We start from the raw sequence: 20,800 nt of genomic DNA, 5'->3' as shown, positions 1-20,800 counted from the left end.
GGAAACTCCGTTGCCAAACTAATCCGCGTCTTCTGCAATCAGTGACAGCAACAGCGAGACAGCAGTTTTATCCGTTCTGAAGGTCACATCGTCTTCATGGAGATCGGTAAGGTTGATCCATCTGAAGGACTGAAGCGTATCAGGATCAAAATCAAATACCCTGGTTTTGTAGTTCAGCTTTAAAGGACCTGTTTCTCTGACCAGATAGTATATACTGATGATCTGGCTGTCATTAAAAGAAGATTTCTCAAAAAAATCTGTGGTATAGAAATGGCTGATGATCTCGATCTCCGCTTCGCACTCTTCCATAAACTCTCTTTTGAGGGCATCAATCAGGCCTTCGCCATATTCCACTCCCCCGCCGGGAAATTTACTGAAACTCATGCCTCCCGACTGTTCGTCACTTACCAGCAACTGGTTAGCATCGTTGATCAGCAATCCGTAAACTCTTACATTAAAATAGCTCATTGAAAATGTTTTTTATTTTTAGTGGCATTTTCCACCGTCCAGAGGATTTCCTCCCTAAAAGGCTCCTGCCTTACCGGGCAATTCTTCATCCTGCAATAATTGCAGCATTCCGGTAAACAGGGATCTGCATGTATAAATAATTCTGTATCATGCTCTCCGCTGCCGTTGATTAGCTTGTCTATGTCCGAAATCTCCGTATGCACCTGATTAAGATCGTAGTAATAAGGCAGGGTCATATGGCAATCGATATGCAGGTCTGAGCCATATTGCTGCGCCCTCAGGTTATGTACATCAATCCAGGCATCCTGACGGTTATCCTGCATGATATCAACGATCGTTTTTACCAGTTCAATATTGCTCTCGTCCATCAGTCCGCCTACAGATGTCCTGGTCAGTTTGTAACCGCTGTAGACGATGTAAATGCCGAGGCAGATAGACACAACACTGTCCAGCCAGTACACCTGGGTAATCTTGATGACCAGGATCCCGAGTACAAGCCCTGCACTGGTTACGGCGTCGGTGAGCAGGTGTTTGCCATCTGCCTCGAGGGTGAGCGACCGGTGTTTTTTCCCTGTACGGATCAGATAATAACCTACAACAAGGTTTACGACCCCGGTACCGCCAATAATGACAGCACCTTCAAGCAGCTGGAAGATCTCTTTCGGAAAGACCAGGTCGTAACTGGATTTAAAAATAATGATGAGCCCTGCAATGCTGATCAGCGCCCCCTCTACAAAGGCCGAGAAAAATTCTACTTTACCATGTCCGTAAGGATGGTTTTCGTCTTTGGGCAGGGTGGCGAGATAGATACTGTAAAAGGCAAAGGCACTGGCAAGTACGTTCACAATACTCTCCGCTGCATCCGTAAGGATGGCATTGGAATGAGTGAGAAAATAAGCACCAAATTTGGCCAGCATAAGCATTACACTAATGCAGAGGGAAACAAGTATCGCTTTCTTTTTAGGCAGCAAGGGGAATGATTTAGCCCCCAAAAATACGCTTTCAAGCTGATAATATGCTAAAAAGTATTTTTTATTAGTCACATGTTGGTTCTGGTTTTTATATTTGCTACCTTATAAGAGCATCATGACATTTTTATCTACAAGGATCAATAATCTATCAGAATCACAGACCATTAAAATGGCAAAGCTGGGGAGAGAACTCACCGCTAAAGGAATTGACGTAATTAACCTGAGCTTTGGAGAGCCAGACTTTTTTACGCCGGAGCATGTAAAGGAAGCTGCCAAGAAGGCTGTTGACGAAAATTACTCATACTATACTCCTGTTTCCGGATACCCTGAACTGCGTAAGGCTATTGTTGAGAAGTTAAAAAATGAAAATGACCTGACTTATACCTTTGATCAGATCGTTGTATCTACAGGTGCAAAACAATCGCTTGCCAATGCAGTGCTTTGCCTGGTAAACCCGGGAGAAGAGGTAATTGTGCCTACTCCATACTGGGTTTCATACTCAGAAATGATCAAACTGGCAGAAGGTGAAACTGTTTTTATTAATGCTACAGTTGAGCACGATTTCAAAATCACTGCTGAACAGCTTGAAGCGGCAATTACGCCTAAAACCAAGCTTTTCATGTTTTCTTCTCCATGTAACCCTACAGGTTCTGTTTATTCTCATGAGGAACTGGCCAGTCTTGCTGCAGTTTTTGAGAAATATCCAAATATCTATATCATCTCTGATGAGATTTATGAGCATATCAACTTTGTTGACAAACATGCTTCTATTGCTGCATTTGATGCGATTAAAGACAGGGTTATCATTATCAATGGTTTCTCTAAAGCATATGCAATGACAGGCTGGAGAGTTGGATATATGGCCTCTAACAAAGAGATTGCCAATGCCTGTGATAAATTACAGGGACAGATTACTTCTGGTACTTCTTCGATTTCTCAGCGTGCAGCCCTTGCAGCATACCAGAATGGACTGGAGACGGTTACTGCAATGAAAGATGAATTCAAAAAACGCAGGGATATTGTGTATGCATTGCTGAAAGAAGTTCCGGGCATCCAGGTAAACCTTCCTGACGGCGCATTTTACTTCTTCCCTACTGTCAAAGATTATTTCGGAAAAAGCGTAAACGGTAATGTGATCAGCAATGCTGAAGACCTTTGCCTGTACCTGTTAAACGAAGCACATGTATCAACTGTTACCGGCGAAGCTTTCGGTAACGAAGATTGTATCCGTATCTCTTACGCTGCTGCAGAAGACCAGTTGGTTAAAGCAGTATCAAGAATTAAAGAAGCGCTGTCTAAATTAAGCTAGGCTTTATAAAAAACAAAAGGCGTACTGACAATGTCGGTACGCCTTTTTGTTTTTTATAAAGCTTTGTTTTACGACCTTATGGCCTCTACCGGGTCGAGCCTCGATGCAGAATACGCCGGCCAGAAACCGGAGATCATTCCGATCACTACAGAAATCCCTACCCCCATCACGATATTTTTCATGTAGAGCACTACGTCTGTATCAAATCCGTACTTGGAGACCAGCGTAAGCCCGTAGACCAGCGCCAGCCCAAGAAATCCGCCAAGTAGACACAAGGCTACCGCCTCAAACATAAACTGCAGCAGGATAAAATAGTTTTTGGCACCAAGTGACTTCTGGATACCTATAATGTTGGTTCTTTCCTTAACTGATACAAACATGATATTGGCAATCCCAAATCCGCCTACGAGGATAGAAAATCCACCAATCACCCATCCTGCAATGTTTACCATTTTAAACATTGTATCTAGCTGATTGGTGATCATGGTGGTTTTATTCAATGCAAAATCATCATCAGTGCCCGGCCTGATCCGGTGAACCGAACGCATAGCGCCCTGCAGTTCACTTTCCACTTCTTCGAGCGCTATATTTTCTTTGCCCCTGATATTAATCTGCGGGTCATAATTACTATTCTGAACATCGAACAGGCCTTTTGCAAAATTAAGCGGGATCAGCAGGTTGTTGTCCTGAGACATGCCCAGCATATCCTCCCCTTCCTTTTTAAAAACACCCACAACGGTAAGCCTGCGGCCCATTACTTTGATCTGTTTTCCAATGGCCGGTTCGCCGGAAAACAAGCCTTTGGCAACTTCGGCACCAAGAATCACTACCGGAGAGCCTGTCTTGCCCTCATTATCTGTAAAGTAACGCCCTTCCTGGTAATCCAGGTTCCAGGTTTTATCATAATCCTGTGTAGCGGCATGTAATACCGCACCTTCTACTGAGCTGCTGCGGTATTTGACCGTTCTGCTGGCAGATGTGGCCTCAAAGGATATACCATCTACATATTCAAGACGGGATTTCAGCGCATCATAGTCGCGCAGCGAAGGTTCAGGCCTGTTCACATACTTCCACCAGGGATAATCGCCCCCAAAACCCCAGGGCCATTTTTGCACGAACAGCGTTTTTGAGCCCAGTTTATCTACACTTGCCTGCAACTTATTCCTGAGTGTGTCCACTCCGGAAAAGACAGCGATAATTGTGAATATACCGATCGTGATCCCTAAAAGCGAGAGCATGGTGCGAAGCTTATTCTGGCGGAGCGCATCGGCAGCAAACCTGAAACTTTCTCCTATAAGTCTGAATATGATCATAATTGATGGTTAGATCAAAAATAACGAAAAACGTTACAGCAAGAGTAATATTTTGCAAACGATTTGTAAAGTACCGGTTTTTTGAGCAGCAGGCACTATACAAATTCCTTACAAATAAAAATCCATTGTACACAATCTTTATATTATATTTTGTAAATTTGCGCCCTCAATTATTTTATAAAAAACATGAAGTTATCTCAATTTAAGTTTAATTTACCTGAATCATTAGTTGCCAGTAATCCTTCAGATCAAAGGGACGAAGCCCGTTTAATGGTACTGCACAAAGACACTGGTGAAATTGAACATAGAATATTCAAGGATGTTTTGGAATATTTTGATGATCAGGATGTCATGATATTAAACAACACGAAAGTGTTTCCTGCCCGTTTGTATGGCAATAAAGAGAAAACAGGTGCAACTATCGAAGTATTTTTACTGCGTGAACTGAACAGAGAACTGCGTTTATGGGATGTATTGGTAGACCCTGCACGTAAGATCCGTGTTGGTAACAAACTTTACTTTGGTGATGACGACCTGCTGGTAGCAGAAGTTGTAGACAATACAACTTCAAGAGGACGTACGATCCGTTTCCTTTTTGACGGTACTGATGAAGAATTCAGAAAGAACATCGAAATCCTCGGAGAAACACCTCTTCCAAAATATATCAAACGTAAGGCTACTGCAATGGATAAAGAGCGCTACCAGACCATCTTCGCTAAACATGAAGGTGCTGTTGCTGCTCCAACTGCAGGTATGCACTTTAGCCGTGAGCTGATGAAACGCCTTGAACTTAAAGGCATCAACTTTGCAGAAGTTACCCTGCATATCGGATTAGGTACTTTCAGAACCGTTGAAGTAGAAGACCTAACCAAACACAAAATGGATTCTGAGCAATTCATTATTGAAGAGTCACAGGCAAAGATCGTTAACAAGGCGCTGGAAAACAAAAAACGTATCTGTGCGGTAGGAACAACATCTATGCGTGCGATTGAGTCTGCAGTATCTTCAGGAAAAATGCTGAAACCTGCCAACGACTGGACCAGCAAATTCATTTTCCCTCCATATGATTTCAGTATTGCAAATTCTATGATTACTAATTTCCACACACCTGAATCTACATTACTGATGATGATCAGTGCGTTTGGTGGTTATGAATATGTAAGACATGCCTATGAAGTAGCATTGAAAGAAAAATACCGTTTTTACAGTTATGGTGATGCAATGCTGATCATCTAATTCAATGAACATTGCCCATTAAATGAATAGGAGGATCTTGAGGTCTCTCCTATTTTTTTTATCAATAGCTCAGCCAAAGATGAAATACTACGCTATTATTGTTGCCGGAGGAAAAGGAAACAGAATGAACCAGGATATTCCCAAACAGTTTATAGAACTGGATGGCAAACCTGTCCTGATGCACACCATTCAGTCTTTTTACAACTGTGTACTAAATCCGGAAATCATATTGGTACTCAATTCAGAACAGCACAGGTTTTGGAAGGAGCTCTGCCATACGCACAGTTTCAGTATCCCGCACCAGGTTATTGAAGGTGGAAAAGAAAGATTTGATTCTGTAAAAAACGGCCTGGCGGTCGTAAAAGGTGATGGCGTTGTTGCGGTGCATGATGCCGTGCGCCCTTTGGCCAGTACAGCGCTGATCATGGCTTCATATCAGATGGCACTTGCAGAGGGCAATGCAATAGCTGCGATACAGCCGGTAGATTCGGTAAGGATAAAAAAAGAAGGACAGCACTCTTTATCCCTCAACAGGGATGAACTTTTCCTGATTCAGACACCCCAGACTTTCGTAACAGAGCAGCTTAGAAGAGCCTATCTGCAGCCTTACAGCGATGCGTTTACGGATGATGCCTCAGTAGTAGAAAAAGCGGGCTTTAGTATCAATATACTGCCGGGAGAGAGAAGTAATATCAAGATTACCTATGTACAGGACCTGGAGCTGGCCTCATTCCTGCTAAAAAAACAAGGCTCCTGATTGCTCAGGAGCCTTTTTATGATTAAGCAGCTCTATTGATTATTTTTAAGAGAATTGCAATTACAGCAATAACAAGTAATACGTGGATCAGTCCGCCCACATCACCGAAGCCGTGAAAGAAAAAGCCAATCACCCAAAGTATAATTAATACGACTGCGATTAAATAAAGTAAATTTCCCATAATATTAGATTTTTAAAATAAAGTTTGTTAATTAAATGAATTTTGAAAGCTCAAGACACTCTCCTGACATTTCATAAACAATCTTCGTTCCAAAAAAAAAGAAGGCCCCGTTACCGGAGCCTTCAGTTATGAGTCTTTAGTATTCATCTTCATTGAAGAAGAAATCATCTTTAGTCGGGTAATCCGGCCAAATCTCTTCAATCGTTTCATACGGTTCTCCGTCGTCTTCCAAAGCCTGAAGGTTCTCAATTACCTCTACAGGAGCTCCTGATCTGATACCATAATCAATCAATTCGTCTTTCGTTGCAGGCCATGGAGCGTCCTCCAAATGCGATGCTAATTCTAATGTCCAATACATATTCTATACTATTTTATTGTTCTAATTTAATTTGCAAAAGTATATTAAAAAAGTTGATGAAAACAAACTTTTTTTTCCACTTTTTATAACCTTGGTAACCAGAGGTTTTCAGCAGCATTCTGATCAAAACCCAGTTTCCTGGCTAAAACAAACAAATAATCGCTTAAGCGGTTGAGATAAATGGTCACCTGGTTATCCACATCGCTCTCAGCAGCCAGATGTACAGTTAACCTTTCTGCCCTTCTGCAGATACACCTGGCGATATGGCAATGAGATACGATCGTATTCCCACCGGGCAGAATAAAGTGTGTAAGCTCCGGCAAAACGCTATTCATCTGATCCATTTCTCCTTCAAGAAGTGTGATATCAGATCCGTGGAGATCCGGTATTTTCATCCTGGATTTCTCGGGATCAGCAGCCAGAGAGGAGCCAATTGTAAATAAACGGTCCTGGATTTCCTTTAATATTTGCTTTGCATGTGTATCAATATCCTGACACTGGATGAGTCCGATATATGAATTTAGTTCATCTACCGTGCCATAACATTCTATCCGCAGATGGAATTTTGGGACCCTTGTCCCCCCTATAAGTGAGGTATCTCCCTTGTCGCCGGTCCTGGTGTATATCTTCATTAATGTTTACCAATTTGCTCAAAATCGTCTCCGCTCTCCTTTAATTTGGTCAGTCGCGGCGAAACGGTCTTTACATCTGTATTTAAATAATCATTTTCGATCAGTCCGTCACGCATCCTGACGATACGGTGGGCATGCTGCGCTATATCCTCCTCATGGGTAACAAGGATGATTGTATTCCCCTTACTGTGGATTTCTTCCAGCAGGCCCATGATCTCAATTGAAGTTTTGGTATCCAGGTTACCCGTGGGCTCATCGGCAAGGATGATAGAGGGATTATTGATCAGTGCCCTTGCAACAGCCACACGCTGCCGTTGTCCACCGGAAAGCTCATTTGGCTTGTGGGTAATCCTGTTTCCCAGTCCCACGTTTTCCAGGGCCTGTTTGGCACGCTCATCGCGGTCTTTTTTGCTTGCTCCGGCATAAATCAGCGGTAAAGCTACATTGTCGAGAGATGTAGAGCGCGGCAACAGGTTAAAGGTCTGGAAGACGAAGCCAATTTCTTTGTTTCTAACTTCTGCCAGCGCATCGTCAGACATCTGGCTTACATTGATCCCGTTCAGGATATAGTCGCCCTTATTTGGTGTATCCAGGCAGCCGAGAATATTCATCAGTGTAGACTTACCTGAACCTGAGGGGCCCATTAATGCTACAAATTCACCTTTAAAGATTTCCAGTGAAACCGATTTCAGTGCATGGATCACTTCTGATCCAATTACATATTTACGGCCTATTTCCTTAATATTAATTAACGGGTTCTCCATTTTCGCCTATATATTTTACAAATAATAAAGCTAATACAAGCTTTCGGTTTAGACACCAGCCTGCCTGCGATTGTTACAAAAGAAATTATTTATCCAATATTTTAGGAACAAAGAAAAAATCTTCATTGTGAACTGCTGCATTTTTAAGTCCTTCCGCAACTGTCAGCTCCTGTATCACCACATCTTCTCTCCAAATATTTACCTCAGGGTTCATATATACCAGAGGTTCCACAGCAGTGGTATCCAGTTCATTGAGTTTCTCCATGAAAGTCAGGATCTTATTCATATCTGCCTGCAGGTCTTCTACTTCGTGTTCCCCAATTTCAATCCTCGCGAGATCTGCAACTTTATAAATCGTCTCTTTATCTATGTTCATCGTGTAATCACTTTACTGTTTATTAAATCAAAAATAGCGTCTTTTAGCTCATCAGCACTATCCGGAGCCATATTTTCTGTATAAACCGGTTTGTGAATGTAAATATCGCAAATTCCTGGACGGCTTCCATACTTTGCACCATCGTCCCATAATTTTTTCCATGCGTCGGTTACGCTCACCGGCACGATGGGGGTATTGGTTTCTATGGCCAGCCTGAAGGGTCCATTTTTAAAAGGTGTCATCACCGGCGGGTACTGGTCCATATCAATCCGTCCTTCGGGGAAGATAATGAGGCTCATCCCCTGCCGTAAATGTTCCCCTGCGCGTTTAAAAGCCCTGAAAGAGGACATTTTACTGTCCCTGTTTACGGGAATATCGATCGTATTGAAAAAGATCTTTAAAACCGGGTTTTTGAGTAATTCATCTTTTCCCATAAAACTGAACCTTCCTCTGGCCAGCAGGCAGAAAATCATAATATCAAGATTAGAGGTATGGTTCCCGCAATAGATATAATGTTTGCGATGGTCAAGTTTCTCCTCATAGGTAAACCGGAAAAAGACACCGCTGAAAACACTGCAGAGCAGGCTGTTCAAGGCCCTCAAGCGGTTCAGGAAGCCATACCATGCCGGCCTTTTCGCTGCTATATAATAGAAGGGATAAAAAGCTATAAAAAAACCCAGAATGATAAGGAGAAAATAAAAGTAGTGTACTCGCTTTAACAGACGTATCATTGCAATCAAAACTACAAAAAATCCACAACACAAATGTTTGTAAGGGTTTTTTCTTAATTTCGGCCTCCTGATTCCTTTACGGGGTTCATAAATATTAGATACGATGAGAGAAACAGTAGTAAGCGGCATTCGTCCCACAGGCAAATTACATTTAGGCAATTACTTTGGTGCTGTAACTAATTTTGTAAAAATGCAGCATGACTATAATTGTTATTTTTTCATAGCTGATTTTCATTCCTTAACTACGCACCCTACGCCAGCAGATCTGCATGGCAATGTAAAAAACGTTTTAGTAGAATATCTGGCAAGCGGTATCGATCCAGAGGTAAGCACCATCTATATCCAGTCTGACGTACCGGAGGTGACGGAACTTTACCTTTACCTGAATATGAATGCCTATATGGGCGAGCTGGAAAGAAGTACTTCCTTTAAAGATAAAATCCGCTCACAGCCTGATAACGTTAACGCGGGCCTGCTTACCTATCCTTCCTTAATGGCGGCAGATATTCTGCTGCACAAGGCCACGAAAGTGCCGGTTGGAAAAGACCAGGAACAGCATCTTGAAATGACACGCACCTTTGGAAACCGTTTTAACAGGTTATATAACCATGACTATTTCCCGGAGGCATTTGCCTTTAGCTATTCTGCCAATCTGGTGAAAGTACCGGGCCTTGACGGTAAAGGCAAGATGGGCAAATCTGAGGGCGACGGCAACGCCATTTACCTGGCAGACTCGCCGGATGTGATTCGCAAGAAGGTGCTGAAAGCTGTATCTGACGGCGGCCCCACAGAAGAGAACCAGCCTAAGCCGGAGCCGATACAAAACCTGTTTGACCTGATGAAAATCGTTTCTGCGGAAGATACCCTGGCACATTTTAACGACTTGTACAACAAATGTGCTATTCGCTACGGGGACTTTAAGAAACAGCTGGCCGAAGATATGATCATCTTTAATTCTCCGATCAGGGAGCGCATTGAAGAAATCTCAAAAGATGACGAGTACCTACGCAAGATAGCCAACCGAGGCGCAGAAAAAGCGCGCGAAAGTGCGAGAAAAACAATTACTGAAGTACGGGAACTGATCGGTTTCAAGCCATTTTAAATTATCAATAAATAAAAATTACTACCTTAAGCTCATCACATTGATCATATGCATATAGCAATAGTTGGAAATATAGGCGCCGGTAAAACGACTTTAACAAGTTTACTGGCTAAACATTATGGATGGGAAGCCCTTTATGAGGCTGTAGATAACAACCCTTATCTCGAAGACTTTTACAGTGATATGAAACGCTGGAGTTTTAACCTGCAGATCTACTTCCTGAACAGCCGTTTTCAGCAGATCGTAGACATTGAGAAGAACCAGAGAAACGTCATCCAGGACAGGACTATATATGAAGACGCACATATTTTTGCCGAAAACCTACATGAGATGGGACTGATGACTACCAGGGACCATAAAAACTATCAGGATATATTTGATAATATCACTTCATTTATCAAACCGCCAGACCTGCTGGTTTACCTTCGGGCTTCGGTGCCTACACTGGTTGATAACATTCAGCGCAGGGGCCGCGATTATGAAGCAGGTATCCGTCTGGACTATCTTTCAAAACTGAATGAAAAATACGAAGCCTGGATCAAAGGTTACCAGCTGGGCAAACTCCTGATCCTGGATAAGGATAAACTGGATTTCACAAACAATCCTGAGGACCTGGGTACTGTCATACAGTCTATCGAAGCAGAAATCCACGGACTTTTCTAGGATGGCAACGCTTGGAATTATCCCCGCGCGTTATGCCTCTACCCGCTTTCCGGGCAAGCCACTGATAGATATTGCAGGAAAAAGCATGATCCAGCGTGTGTATGAACAGGCCTGCAGTTCGGCAAGTCTGGATAAAGTAGTGATTGCCACAGACGATGAGCGGATCATTACTGAAGTAAAAAGGTTTGGGGGCGAATATGCACTGACCAGGTCTGACCACCAGAGCGGTACCGACCGCTGTGCGGAAGTAGCAGAGAAATTCACAGGCTTTGAAGTGATCATCAATATCCAGGGGGATGAACCTTATATTGATCCTGTACAGATTGATCTGCTGAGCTCATGTTTTACCGATCCTGAAGTGAAACTGGCTACCCTGGTAAAATGTATCCGGGACCAGGAAGAACTGTTTAACCAGAATATTCCGAAGGTAGTACTGAACCACCGTCAGCAGGCCATTTACTTTAGCAGGCATACCATACCCTTTCTGCGGAATATTGATCAGGAAAACTGGCTGAAAACACATCAGTTTTACAAGCATATCGGTATTTATGGTTATACCGCAGATACCCTGCTGCAGATCACCAGGTTAAAGCCCTCCTCACTGGAGCTTGCAGAAAGCCTTGAGCAGTTACGCTGGATAGAAAACGGCTATGAAATACAAACCAGGGTAACTGATATGGAATCTATCGCGGTTGATACGCCCGAAGATCTTGAAAAAATCATGAAGATGAAGGGCAATTAATTAGCTATCTTAGGCCATCAATTTAAGCCCATGAGAAACGCTTTTTTAACCCTTACCCTGCTTTGTTTATTCTTTACAGCCTGCCGGCAGGAAAAAGCGGCGAAGATAGACCCTGCCTCCAGAACTAAGGTAGCGCTGCGCTCATTCAGTGATACCACCACACTTGACACCTTTAAGATTGTCCTCAATGGCGATAAGCCAAAAGAGATGGAACTGGTGTTTACAATCACTACGCCCTCCGGGAAAAACATCTACACCAAAATACTAAAAGCTACGGCACTTCTCGACAATTACAAGGACAACGTTGATTTAGGAAAAGAGAAAAAGCAAGTGCAGTTTCTTGAGGACGAACTGGGCCTTTTTCTGGATGAAGAAAATTTTCTTGAACCTGCAGTTACAGCTGATGAGCTGCCGGATAAAAATACGCCCGACAAAATCTTTTTTGGGGAGTTAAAAAAGTCGGGGCTCAACGGATTTAAATACCGGCTGGGCAAAGAGAGCAACGTCTATATCGCATGGTCTGATAAGGAGCAGAAAGTGAAACCATATTATGAATGCTGCAGATAAAAACATAGTTAGTGTACATAAAACACTAAGAGTGTTTTATAAGCGTCTTTTATACAATTATAATAAAGATTAAAATCGCGTATCTTTTGATAAAAAGATGACAAAACATGTGTCACGACAACAAATTTTGACACTGAAAATCAGCGTGTTATAAAATCGGCATGTTTTTTTTTATATTAGATATGTAATATTATAAAAATAACATTAGATTTACCTTAGTGTTAGGGTATACACCTTTAACATTCAATTAATCAAGCATATTCTAACCAAATATAAAATTAAAAAAGGCCAGGTATTTTACCAGGTCTTTTTTGTTTAACAGCCATTCTGGTCCCGCCAAAAATATTCAAATTCGAATATTTAAAGTAAATTCTGACATAATTTCTGTAGCTTTGTATCCCGTACAAAAACAATAAGAGTGCTGTTAAAATTGCTCTTATTTCACAAACTCACAAACATGACTAAGTATATTTTTGTTACGGGCGGTGTTACTTCCTCATTAGGGAAGGGCATCATCTCCGCTTCATTAGCCAAACTTTTACAAGCAAGAGGTTACCGGGTAACCATTCAGAAATTCGACCCTTATATCAACATTGATCCCGGAACGTTAAATCCCTATGAGCATGGCGAGTGCTACGTAACAGAAGACGGTGCAGAGACTGATTTGGATCTGGGCCACTATGAACGCTTTCTGAATGTGCCTACTTCACAGGCAAACAATATTACCACCGGAAGAATCTATCAGAACGTTATCAATAAAGAACGCCAGGGCGAATACCTTGGTAAAACGGTTCAGGTAGTACCACATATTACCGACGAAATTAAACGTAACATGCGTATCCTGGGCGATACAGGAGAGTTTGATATCGTGATTACCGAGCTTGGAGGAACTGTAGGCGATATTGAATCACTGCCTTTCGTGGAGGCCGTAAGACAATTCAAATGGGAGGCCGGAGCCAACAATGCAATTGTGATCCACCTTACACTAGTGCCTTACCTTGCTGCTGCAGGTGAACTTAAAACCAAACCAACACAGCACTCCGTAAAAATGCTGCTTGAATATGGTATCCAGCCAGACATCCTGGTTTGCCGTACAGAACATCATATCAATATGGATATCCGTAAAAAGATAGCTCTGTTCTGTAATGTAAACGTAAATGCGGTAATCGAATCGATGGATGCTTCTTCTATTTATTCAGTGCCCCTGCTGATGATGAAAGAGCAACTGGATAAAACGGTATTGAGCAAATTAAAACTGCCGCAGAAAAACGAGCCGGATATGGAAAGCTGGAAAGACTTTTTAGGCCGTCTTAAAAATCCTACAGCCGATGTAAGGATCGGGCTGATCGGTAAATATGTAGAACTGCCTGATGCCTATAAATCTATTATCGAATCATTTATTCATGCAGGTGCCAAAAACGAATGTAAGGTAAGAATTGAATATATACACTCTGAAGAGATCTATCCTGATAATGCTGCCGAAAAACTGGGCCACCTGGATGGTGTACTGGTAGCTCCCGGATTTGGAAGCCGTGGTATAGAAGGTAAAATTGATTCAATCAGGTATGTACGTGAGAATGAAGTGCCATTTTTCGGCATTTGTTTAGGTATGCAGTGCGCGGTAATTGAATATGGTCGTAATGTACTGGGACTGAAAACAGCAAACACTACAGAAATAGATACAGAAACTGTTGATCCTGTTATCAATATGATGGAAGATCAGAAGACGGTAACAAACAAAGGCGGAACCATGCGCCTTGGTTCTTATCCATGTGATCTTAAAAAAGGCACAAAAGCATTCCACGCTTACGGAAAAGCCCATATCAACGAGCGTCACAGACACCGTTATGAATTTAACAATGCCTACCTGAAACAATATGAAGAAGCTGGAATGATTGCTTCAGGTATTAATCCTGACAGCAAGCTGGTAGAAATTATTGAGCTAAAAAACCACCCGTTTTTTGTTGGTGGACAATTTCATCCCGAATTAAAGTCAACAGTTGCTAATCCTCACCCACTTTTTGTTAAATTTGTCGCCGCTGCAATGGAGTACGCGAAGAAAAAAACAAACTAATACGCGTTTAAATAACAATAATGGATAGAAATACATTCACAGGATTATTCCTGATTATGATCGTTTTAGCAGGTTCATTCTACTTTTTCAAGCCGAGCGAGGCTGAAATGAAGAAAGAACGCGAGCGGATCTCCCTTGATTCTGCAGCAAAAGCAGGTATAAAGCCAGCTCCTGCTGATCAGCCTGTTGCAGCCCCGGTGGTAGATTCTTCTGCTTTAAAAGGCCCTTTCGGTGGAAATATTGCCGGTACAGCTACCACAAGCGTACTTGAAAACGGTGCCCTGAAATTAACTTTCACCAACCAGGGAGGTAAAATCAAATCTGTAGAAGTTAAAGGAGAAAAAAATTACCTGGGCAAACCGGTAGTACTTTTTGATGGTGACGACAACGTATTCGGTTTAAGCCTGAATATTGGCGGTAAACTGATCAAAACCAATGATCTTTATTTTACTGCTACACAAACTGCCACTTCAATGGTGATGCGTGCTAATTACAGCGCAGATAAATATATTGAATTTGTATATGCTTTAGGAAGTACCGACTCTCATGATGTTGACTTTAACATCAACCTGAACGGGATGAACCAGATCATTCAGAGAGACAGCATTGCGCTCAACTGGCAGACTATTTTAAAGCAGCAGGAAAAATCTCTGCAGGCAGAACAGCAGTCATCAGCACCTTATTATAAGTATGTTGATCAAAACCCGGACCACCTGAGCTTTGCGAAAGACCAGAGTGAGGAGCTTAACAAAGCCAAGATCGAATGGATTGCTTTTAAACAGCATTTCTTCTCTGCTGTACTGATCCCCGCTGATCCATTTGTGAAAGCAAATTCAAGTGTCAGGATCTTAACTACTCCGGGCGAAGTAAAAGGTTATACTGCAAACGTAAATCTTCCTTTCAGCCAGCTTGCGGCCCAGAACTATAAAATGAAGTTTTACTTCGGTACCAACCAGTTTAAGGTTTTAAAAGCACAGGGACATGAATTGGAGAAACTGGTAGAAATGGGATACTGGCCATTGAAATACATCAACAGGTTTGTTGTATTGCCGGTATTTAACTTCCTTGAAGGTTTCGGATGGAATTATGGACTGATCATTTTGGTGCTTACTATTGCCCTGAAACTTGTGCTGTCACCACTGACGTACAAATCGTACATCTCAATGGCTAAGATGAGAATTCTGAAACCGGAAATGGACGAAATCAAAGCCAAGGTTGGTGAAGACAATGCTACATTGCTTCAGCAGGAATATCTTAAATTGTACAAACAGGTGGGCGTAAATCCCCTGGGCGGATGTTTACCGATGCTGCTGCAGTTGCCTATTGTAATGGCCTTCTTTTTCTTCTTCCCAAATTTATTTGAGCTGAGAGGCCAGAGCTTCCTGTGGATGCATGACCTTTCTACGTATGACGACTTCATTAAATTTGGATTTACCGTACCGTTTATTGGTGACCACCTGAGTTTAATGTGTGTGCTGATGACGATTTCAACACTGATTTATACGTATTTCAATAACCAGGTGTCTGGTGCTACCGGACAAATGAAATATATCGGTTATATCATGCCGATCGTATTCCTTGGAGTACTGAACAAATATCCGTCGGGACTGAACTACTATTATTTCCTTGCGAACATGATGACTTTCGGTCAGCAGTTCCTGATCAAATCAATGGTAAACGATGAGAAAATTCACAATATTTTAAAGGAGAACAAGAAAAAACCTGAAGAACAAAAGAAAAAATCGAAGTTCCAGGCACGCTTAGACGATTATATGCGTCAGCAAAACCAGGTTAAGACACAGGAAAAAAAGAATAAATAGTTCTTTTAATCTCTTTAAAAAAACGTCTCATATTTATTTATGAGACGTTTTTTTTTGCGCTGATATTTTATTTAGCCAGCCAAATTTTTATGATAGCAGCCTGGCCGGTAAATCTGGAAAATCATTCTAAAATTGTAAAAATTGATATACAAATAGTATTTATTAATAATAATTTGCAATTTTTAAGGCTGAACAATATTACTATCTAAATTTATTTTAAAATCATGCACAAAAAGCTCACAATTATCCTCTTCTTCTTTGCATCATCAGTATGTGCACAGAAAAAACCGCTCAACCACACGGTTTACGATTCATGGGAGAGTGTAGGTGTTAAACAATTGTCTGCCAACGGACAATGGGCAGGATATTCTATTGTAAAACAGGAAGGAGATGCGAATTTGTACCTGAGCAGTTTATCCACAAGCGCAAAAATAACTATTCCCAGAGCTGATCTTCTAAAATTCACAGCGGACTCCAAATTTGCAGCTTTTATGATCAAACCCCTTTTTGCCGTTACAAGGCAGGAAAAGATCAAAAAGAAAAAGCCCGAAGAAATGTCCAAAGATTCATTGGGCTTCGTGAACCTGTCTACCAATGCAATCACAAAAATCGCGCGTGTAAAATCATTCAAAATTCCTGAGGAGGGAGGTGATTTTTTAGCCTACCAGAAAGAAGGCGTTGTGGATACCAGTAAAAATGCAAAAACAGCAGCAGGGCAGAAAAAAGACGACGAAGATAATTTTGTGGTAAGACAGGAAACACCTGCCAAAGATAAGAAAGAGGGATCTGACCTGGTTTTAAGAAATCTCCTGACGGGCATTGAAAGGACTTTTAAATACGTAACCGATTATGAAATCAGTAAAAACGGCAAACAGCTGGTTTTCACTTCTCCCGGTTCTAAAAAAGACAATACCGCAAAGGCTGGTGTGTTTATGTTCAATACGGAAAAAGGCACAGTTAAAACGCTGGTGAACACTAAAGGTAATTTCAACGGGTTTGTATTTGACCAGGATGGTGAGCAGGTTGCTTTCCTCGGAGAAACAAGTCCGGAGAAAACAGAAATAAAAGACTATGGCATCTACTATAACTCATTAACGCTTGATACCGCACAGGTACTGGTAGATAATGAAATTGACGGCCTGCCAGCAAAATGGACTGTAAGCGGTGATGGAAAACTGGTTTTCAGCAAAGAGGGCACAAAATTGTTCTTCGGGATTGCTCCTTTGAAAAAAGCAAAAGATACTACCCTGGTAGATTTTGAAAATGCCAAAGTAGATATCTGGGGTTATAAAGACGATTATCTGCAGCCTATGCAATTGAAAAATGCAGACAGAGAATCCAAAAGAAGCTACCTGAGCGTAATAGATATTTTTAGCAGCGAACCAAAGGTAATTCCCTTAACAGACCTGAAAATGCCCGAATCCAGCCTCGTAAAAGAAGGCAATGCCAGCTTTGTGCTCACTTCAACTGATTATGGAAACAGGGTACAGTCGCAATGGACAGGTGCACGCATCCGCGACTATTACCTGGCAGATATCAAAACAGGTACAAGAAAAAAGATCATTTCCGCGCTTGACGGTGATGCCTTTCCTTCCCCGGCAGGAAATTATATCTTATACTTTGATAAGAAAACATCTATATGGTCTACGTACACTGTGGCCAATGGTAAAGTAACTGTTCTCAATTCAGACAGTAAAATCAAATTTGCTGATGAAGACAATGACGTGCCAGACGATCCTTCGGCCTATGGATTTGCTGGCTGGACCGAAGAAGATAAACAGGTGCTGATCTATGACAGGTATGATATCTGGAGCTTCTCTCCCGATGGAAAATCTGCGCCCAAAATGATTACAAACGGATTTGGCAGACAGAACAAAATCACGTTCCGCTACGAAAAACTGGATCCTGAAGAGCGTTTTATCACCCGCAAAGATGATATCTGGCTATCGGCATTTAACAATGACACCAAGGAAAACGGCTTCTACAGGACGCATGCAGGTGACAGTAAAAATCCTGAACTGGCTATAATGGCGAAATTTAAATACTCAAACCTGGTAAAAGCAAAGAATGCAGAACGTTATATCTATGACAAAGGCAATTATACGACGTCGCCAAATGTTTATGTATCTACCGACCTCAAAGCTGAAGCCAAACTGAGCAATACTAATCCTCAGCAACAGAAATTTAACTGGGGCACTTCAGAACTGGTCAAATGGACTACTCCCAAAGGATATCAGTCTGAAGGTATCTTATACAAACCAGAGAACTTTGATCCAACAAAAAAATATCCGATGATCGTATATTTCTATGAAAAACTTTCTGAAGGCCTATATAATTATGTACCACCAGCCCCTACCCCATCAAGGTTAAACATCTCTTATTTTGTGAGTAACGGTTATCTTGTATTTGCACCTGACATCAGCTATGAAAAAGGTTATCCGGGTAAATCTGCCGAAGAGTTTATCAACTCCGGTGTAGAGTCGCTTAAGAAGAACAGCTGGGTTGACGGAACTAAAATCGGTATCCAGGGACAAAGCTGGGGCGGTTACCAGGTTGCTTACCTGATCACAAGAAACAACATGTACGCGGCAGCCTGGGCTGGCGCACCAGTAGTGAACATGACCTCGGCCTATGGAGGTATTCGCTGGGAAACAGGCATGAACAGGCAGTTCCAGTACGAAAAAACACAAAGCCGTATTGGCGCAACCTTGTGGGAGAAACCAGAGCTGTATATCGAGAATTCACCATTGTTCGCATTGCCTAAAGTAGGCACGCCGGTCGTGATTATGTCTAACGACGCCGACGGAGCTGTGCCATGGTACCAGGGCATTGAAATGTTTACTGCATTAAAAAGGCTGGGAAAACCGTCATGGCTGTTAAATTATAACAATGAAGCGCATAATCTTGTGCTTCGTCAGAACAGGAAAGACATTCAGGTGCGCGAACAGCAGTTCTTTGATTATTATCTAAAAGGCGCTAAAGCACCGGTATGGATGACTGGCGGTATACCTGCAACTGAAAAAGGAAGAACATGGGGTTTTGAACTTACCGACGACAAACCTTAGTTAGCCCGGCTTGATAAAGCTTTTGAAGCAGGAGCATCTTATTGATACGATTTTCTCATGAAAAGGATCTGTATTCTCAGGAATGCAGATCCTTTTTTTTACATTCATGTTTTCAAACTAAAATTAATGGCTTTAAATTATCTGTGGGTTGCATTTTTTCTGATTGCTTTTGTAGTTGCCCTGATCCGGCTGATCTTCTTTGGTGATACAGAAATCTTTAAGCTGATTGTAGACGGTACATTCGAATCTGCCAAGACAGGCGTTATGGATATTGCGCTGCCCCTGGCGGGTATCATGACCCTCTGGCTGGGCATTATGAATATCGGCGAAAAGGCAGGCGCCATCAGCTTCCTGTCGCGCATTATCGGCCCTTTCTTTAGCCGCATCTTTCCCGAAGTTCCAAAAAACCATCCGGCAACGGGCCACATGGTGATGAATTTCTCGGCAAATTTGCTGGGCCTGGACAATGCTGCCACGCCGTTTGGTTTAAAAGCGATGCAGAGCCTGCAGGAGATCAATCCTGATAAGGAAACGGCAAGCAATGCACAGATTATGTTCCTGGTGCTGCATACCTCCGGGCTTACGCTTATTCCGCTTGCGATTATGGCACAAAGGGCAATCCTGGGTGCAGCAGACCCCTCCGATATATTTATCCCCTGTATGATTGCTACCTATGTAGCTACTGTAGTCGGCCTGATCGCAGTAGCGCTTAAACAGAAGATTAATCTGTTCAATACCGTAGTGATTTCATGGCTGGGCGGTATTTCATTAGGCATCGCTGCGCTGGTTTTTTATTTTACCAACTACCTGAGCAAAGAAGAAATCCAGTCGGTATCTAAGGTGGCTTCCAATGTGATTCTTTTCTCTATTATCATTATATTCATTCTCGGAGCCCTGCGTAAAAAAGTAAATGTTTACGAAGCATTTATTGAAGGTGCCAAAGAAGGTTTTAATACTTGCATTACGATCATCCCTTATCTGGTAGGTATGCTGGTTGCCATCGGGGTGCTCAGGAATTCGGGAGTACTGGGGTATATTGTAGATGGGTTTACCTGGTGTTTTGTGCATATGGGCATCAATACCGACTTCACTCCTGCGCTGCCAACAGCATTGATTAAACCGCTGAGCGGAAGCGGCGCCAAAGCAATGATGGTAGATACGATGAAAACATATGGTCCCGATTCTTTTGTAGGCAGGCTGTCATGTGTATTTAACGGATCAGCAGATACTACATTTTATATTGTAGCACTCTATTTTGGTTCTGTAGGTATCAAACGTACAAGGTATGCGATTCCATTTGGTTTAATAGCAGATCTTGCGGGCATCATAGCCGCAGTGCTGGTATCTTATCTTTTCTTCCACAAATAGCTCATTAAAATACAAAGCCTCTGCTGGTTTTCCCGCAGAGGCTTTGTTGTATAAGGTTTAGCTATGCTAACTGATGAACATTTAAATGATTGATGATCTTTTCCAGAATACCTGGCTCAACATTCACATACTTGGACGACCTCCACGTAGAGGAGGGTTTGTCCAGCCAAACACAAAATGAATGGTATCCATCCATTATTACCGCGTAGGTTTCATGAAAATCGTCCTGGATTCTCATACAAAAACCTGTTACAGGTTTACCCTGTACATCAAACTGAAAGTTGAGATAATTACTTAACATAC

22 protein-coding genes are annotated in these 20,800 nt (G+C 42.1%); 12 read left to right on the top strand and 10 right to left on the bottom strand.

Going from position 1 to position 20,800, the window contains the following annotated elements:
- Positions 1-18: 18 nt before the first annotated feature.
- Together FN831_RS04645 and FN831_RS04640 are read right to left on the bottom strand one after the other, a co-directional pair.
- The gene (locus FN831_RS04645) at positions 19-468 is read right to left on the bottom strand and encodes an NUDIX domain-containing protein (RefSeq protein ID WP_142527040.1); all 450 of its coding nucleotides are present in this window, start codon (positions 466-468) and stop codon (positions 19-21) included.
- Complete coding sequence (locus FN831_RS04640) at positions 465-1,385, bottom strand: cation diffusion facilitator family transporter (protein ID WP_246101357.1); 921 nt, start codon at positions 1,383-1,385, stop codon at positions 465-467. The genes FN831_RS04645 and FN831_RS04640 overlap by 4 nt, the downstream gene beginning before the upstream one ends.
- Positions 1,386-1,554: 169 nt before the next feature.
- Here FN831_RS04640 and FN831_RS04635 point away from each other — a divergent pair, with 169 nt between their 5' ends.
- Positions 1,555-2,748: a pyridoxal phosphate-dependent aminotransferase gene (locus tag FN831_RS04635; protein WP_185960380.1), complete on the top strand. Its 1,194-nt coding sequence runs from the start codon at positions 1,555-1,557 to the stop codon at positions 2,746-2,748.
- 68 nt (positions 2,749-2,816) lie between these two features.
- On the opposite strand, the gene FN831_RS04630 is transcribed toward FN831_RS04635, so the two are convergent.
- Positions 2,817-4,061 (bottom strand): ABC transporter permease, encoded by a 1,245-nt coding sequence (locus tag FN831_RS04630; RefSeq protein WP_142527039.1) that lies wholly within the window; start codon positions 4,059-4,061, stop codon positions 2,817-2,819.
- Between the two features lie 186 nt (positions 4,062-4,247).
- Here FN831_RS04630 and queA point away from each other — a divergent pair, with 186 nt between their 5' ends.
- Positions 4,248-5,297 carry a tRNA preQ1(34) S-adenosylmethionine ribosyltransferase-isomerase QueA gene (gene queA / locus FN831_RS04625; protein WP_142527038.1) on the top strand — a complete coding sequence of 350 codons (1,050 nt, stop codon included), beginning with the start codon at positions 4,248-4,250 and terminating at the stop codon, positions 5,295-5,297.
- 79 nt (positions 5,298-5,376) lie between these two features.
- On the top strand, positions 5,377-6,054 hold the full coding sequence (locus tag FN831_RS04620; protein ID WP_142527037.1) for a 2-C-methyl-D-erythritol 4-phosphate cytidylyltransferase: 678 nt from the start codon (positions 5,377-5,379) through the stop codon (positions 6,052-6,054).
- Between the two features lie 22 nt (positions 6,055-6,076).
- Here the strand turns inward: FN831_RS04620 and FN831_RS04615 are convergent, their stop codons facing one another.
- The 6 genes from FN831_RS04615 to FN831_RS04590 form a co-directional block, all read right to left on the bottom strand.
- A complete protein-coding gene (locus FN831_RS04615; protein ID WP_142527036.1) occupies positions 6,077-6,235 on the bottom strand; it encodes a lmo0937 family membrane protein in 159 nt (52 codons plus the stop codon).
- 136 nt (positions 6,236-6,371) lie between these two features.
- Positions 6,372-6,593 (bottom strand): DUF2795 domain-containing protein, encoded by a 222-nt coding sequence (locus FN831_RS04610; RefSeq protein ID WP_008240955.1) that lies wholly within the window; start codon positions 6,591-6,593, stop codon positions 6,372-6,374.
- An 83-nt stretch (positions 6,594-6,676) separates the two neighbouring features.
- Complete coding sequence (locus FN831_RS04605) at positions 6,677-7,225, bottom strand: cob(I)yrinic acid a,c-diamide adenosyltransferase (protein ID WP_142527035.1); 549 nt, start codon at positions 7,223-7,225, stop codon at positions 6,677-6,679.
- Entirely contained in the window at positions 7,225-7,989 is a 765-nt protein-coding gene (locus FN831_RS04600; protein WP_142527034.1) for an ABC transporter ATP-binding protein, read from the bottom strand. Before FN831_RS04600 ends, FN831_RS04605 begins: the two co-directional genes overlap by 1 nt.
- A gap of 85 nt (positions 7,990-8,074) precedes the next feature.
- A complete protein-coding gene (gene gatC, locus FN831_RS04595) occupies positions 8,075-8,365 on the bottom strand; it encodes an Asp-tRNA(Asn)/Glu-tRNA(Gln) amidotransferase subunit GatC (protein WP_142527033.1) in 291 nt (96 codons plus the stop codon).
- On the bottom strand, positions 8,362-8,958 hold the full coding sequence (locus FN831_RS04590) for a lysophospholipid acyltransferase family protein (RefSeq protein WP_246101341.1): 597 nt from the start codon (positions 8,956-8,958) through the stop codon (positions 8,362-8,364). The genes gatC and FN831_RS04590 overlap by 4 nt, the downstream gene beginning before the upstream one ends.
- On the opposite strand from FN831_RS04590, the gene FN831_RS28060 reads away from it, so the two are divergent.
- From FN831_RS28060 to FN831_RS04550, 9 genes are all read left to right on the top strand, one after another.
- Positions 8,857-9,084 carry a hypothetical protein gene (locus tag FN831_RS28060; protein WP_246101363.1) on the top strand — a complete coding sequence of 76 codons (228 nt, stop codon included), beginning with the start codon at positions 8,857-8,859 and terminating at the stop codon, positions 9,082-9,084. The two genes, FN831_RS04590 and FN831_RS28060, sit on opposite strands and share 102 nt — an antisense overlap.
- 115 nt (positions 9,085-9,199) lie before the next feature.
- Positions 9,200-10,198, top strand: a complete 999-nt coding sequence (gene trpS, locus FN831_RS04585; RefSeq protein ID WP_142527031.1) for a tryptophan--tRNA ligase — start codon at positions 9,200-9,202, stop codon at positions 10,196-10,198.
- Between the two features lie 48 nt (positions 10,199-10,246).
- The gene (locus FN831_RS04580; protein ID WP_142527030.1) at positions 10,247-10,861 is read left to right on the top strand and encodes a deoxynucleoside kinase; all 615 of its coding nucleotides are present in this window, start codon (positions 10,247-10,249) and stop codon (positions 10,859-10,861) included.
- Position 10,862: 1 nt separating this feature from the next.
- Positions 10,863-11,603, top strand: coding sequence for a 3-deoxy-manno-octulosonate cytidylyltransferase (gene kdsB, locus FN831_RS04575; protein WP_142527029.1), 741 nt, complete (start codon positions 10,863-10,865; stop codon positions 11,601-11,603).
- Between the two features lie 30 nt (positions 11,604-11,633).
- A complete protein-coding gene (locus tag FN831_RS04570) occupies positions 11,634-12,170 on the top strand; it encodes a hypothetical protein (protein ID WP_142527028.1) in 537 nt (178 codons plus the stop codon).
- A gap of 457 nt (positions 12,171-12,627) precedes the next feature.
- On the top strand, positions 12,628-14,244 hold the full coding sequence (locus tag FN831_RS04565) for a CTP synthase (RefSeq protein WP_142527027.1): 1,617 nt from the start codon (positions 12,628-12,630) through the stop codon (positions 14,242-14,244).
- A gap of 20 nt (positions 14,245-14,264) precedes the next feature.
- The gene (yidC, locus tag FN831_RS04560) at positions 14,265-16,064 is read left to right on the top strand and encodes a membrane protein insertase YidC (RefSeq protein ID WP_142527026.1); all 1,800 of its coding nucleotides are present in this window, start codon (positions 14,265-14,267) and stop codon (positions 16,062-16,064) included.
- A 224-nt stretch (positions 16,065-16,288) separates the two neighbouring features.
- Positions 16,289-19,129, top strand: a complete 2,841-nt coding sequence (locus FN831_RS04555) for a S9 family peptidase (protein ID WP_142527025.1) — start codon at positions 16,289-16,291, stop codon at positions 19,127-19,129.
- A 126-nt stretch (positions 19,130-19,255) separates the two neighbouring features.
- Entirely contained in the window at positions 19,256-20,497 is a 1,242-nt protein-coding gene (locus FN831_RS04550; protein WP_142527024.1) for a nucleoside recognition domain-containing protein, read from the top strand.
- 61 nt (positions 20,498-20,558) lie between these two features.
- On the opposite strand, the gene FN831_RS04545 is transcribed toward FN831_RS04550, so the two are convergent.
- On the bottom strand, positions 20,559-20,798 hold the full coding sequence (locus FN831_RS04545) for a hypothetical protein (protein WP_142527023.1): 240 nt from the start codon (positions 20,796-20,798) through the stop codon (positions 20,559-20,561).
- Between the last annotated feature and the right edge of the window lie 2 nt (positions 20,799-20,800).

The sequence above is a fragment of the Pedobacter westerhofensis genome, assembly GCF_900182595.1.
Lineage (GTDB): Bacteria > Bacteroidota > Bacteroidia > Sphingobacteriales > Sphingobacteriaceae > Pedobacter > Pedobacter westerhofensis.
The sequence above is the reverse complement of the archived record's forward strand: the minus strand, read 5'-3'. Positions and strand labels throughout refer to the sequence as shown.

Coding starts and splice junctions, on each gene's coding strand:
- FN831_RS04645 (WP_142527040.1), bottom strand. CDS start 468: ATGAGCTATTTTAATGTAAGAGTTTACGGATTGCTGATCAACGATGCT.
- FN831_RS04640 (WP_246101357.1), bottom strand. CDS start 1,385: ATGCTGGCCAAATTTGGTGCTTATTTTCTCACTCATTCCAATGCCATC.
- FN831_RS04635 (WP_185960380.1), top strand. CDS start 1,555: ATGACATTTTTATCTACAAGGATCAATAATCTATCAGAATCACAGACC.
- FN831_RS04630 (WP_142527039.1), bottom strand. CDS start 4,061: ATGATCATATTCAGACTTATAGGAGAAAGTTTCAGGTTTGCTGCCGAT.
- queA (WP_142527038.1), top strand. CDS start 4,248: ATGAAGTTATCTCAATTTAAGTTTAATTTACCTGAATCATTAGTTGCC.
- FN831_RS04620 (WP_142527037.1), top strand. CDS start 5,377: ATGAAATACTACGCTATTATTGTTGCCGGAGGAAAAGGAAACAGAATG.
- FN831_RS04615 (WP_142527036.1), bottom strand. CDS start 6,235: ATGGGAAATTTACTTTATTTAATCGCAGTCGTATTAATTATACTTTGG.
- FN831_RS04610 (WP_008240955.1), bottom strand. CDS start 6,593: ATGTATTGGACATTAGAATTAGCATCGCATTTGGAGGACGCTCCATGG.
- FN831_RS04605 (WP_142527035.1), bottom strand. CDS start 7,225: ATGAAGATATACACCAGGACCGGCGACAAGGGAGATACCTCACTTATA.
- FN831_RS04600 (WP_142527034.1), bottom strand. CDS start 7,989: ATGGAGAACCCGTTAATTAATATTAAGGAAATAGGCCGTAAATATGTA.
- gatC (WP_142527033.1), bottom strand. CDS start 8,365: ATGAACATAGATAAAGAGACGATTTATAAAGTTGCAGATCTCGCGAGG.
- FN831_RS28060 (WP_246101363.1), top strand. CDS start 8,857: ATGGTTCCCGCAATAGATATAATGTTTGCGATGGTCAAGTTTCTCCTC.
- trpS (WP_142527031.1), top strand. CDS start 9,200: ATGAGAGAAACAGTAGTAAGCGGCATTCGTCCCACAGGCAAATTACAT.
- FN831_RS04580 (WP_142527030.1), top strand. CDS start 10,247: ATGCATATAGCAATAGTTGGAAATATAGGCGCCGGTAAAACGACTTTA.
- kdsB (WP_142527029.1), top strand. CDS start 10,863: ATGGCAACGCTTGGAATTATCCCCGCGCGTTATGCCTCTACCCGCTTT.
- FN831_RS04570 (WP_142527028.1), top strand. CDS start 11,634: ATGAGAAACGCTTTTTTAACCCTTACCCTGCTTTGTTTATTCTTTACA.
- FN831_RS04565 (WP_142527027.1), top strand. CDS start 12,628: ATGACTAAGTATATTTTTGTTACGGGCGGTGTTACTTCCTCATTAGGG.
- yidC (WP_142527026.1), top strand. CDS start 14,265: ATGGATAGAAATACATTCACAGGATTATTCCTGATTATGATCGTTTTA.
- FN831_RS04555 (WP_142527025.1), top strand. CDS start 16,289: ATGCACAAAAAGCTCACAATTATCCTCTTCTTCTTTGCATCATCAGTA.
- FN831_RS04550 (WP_142527024.1), top strand. CDS start 19,256: ATGGCTTTAAATTATCTGTGGGTTGCATTTTTTCTGATTGCTTTTGTA.
- FN831_RS04545 (WP_142527023.1), bottom strand. CDS start 20,798: ATGTTAAGTAATTATCTCAACTTTCAGTTTGATGTACAGGGTAAACCT.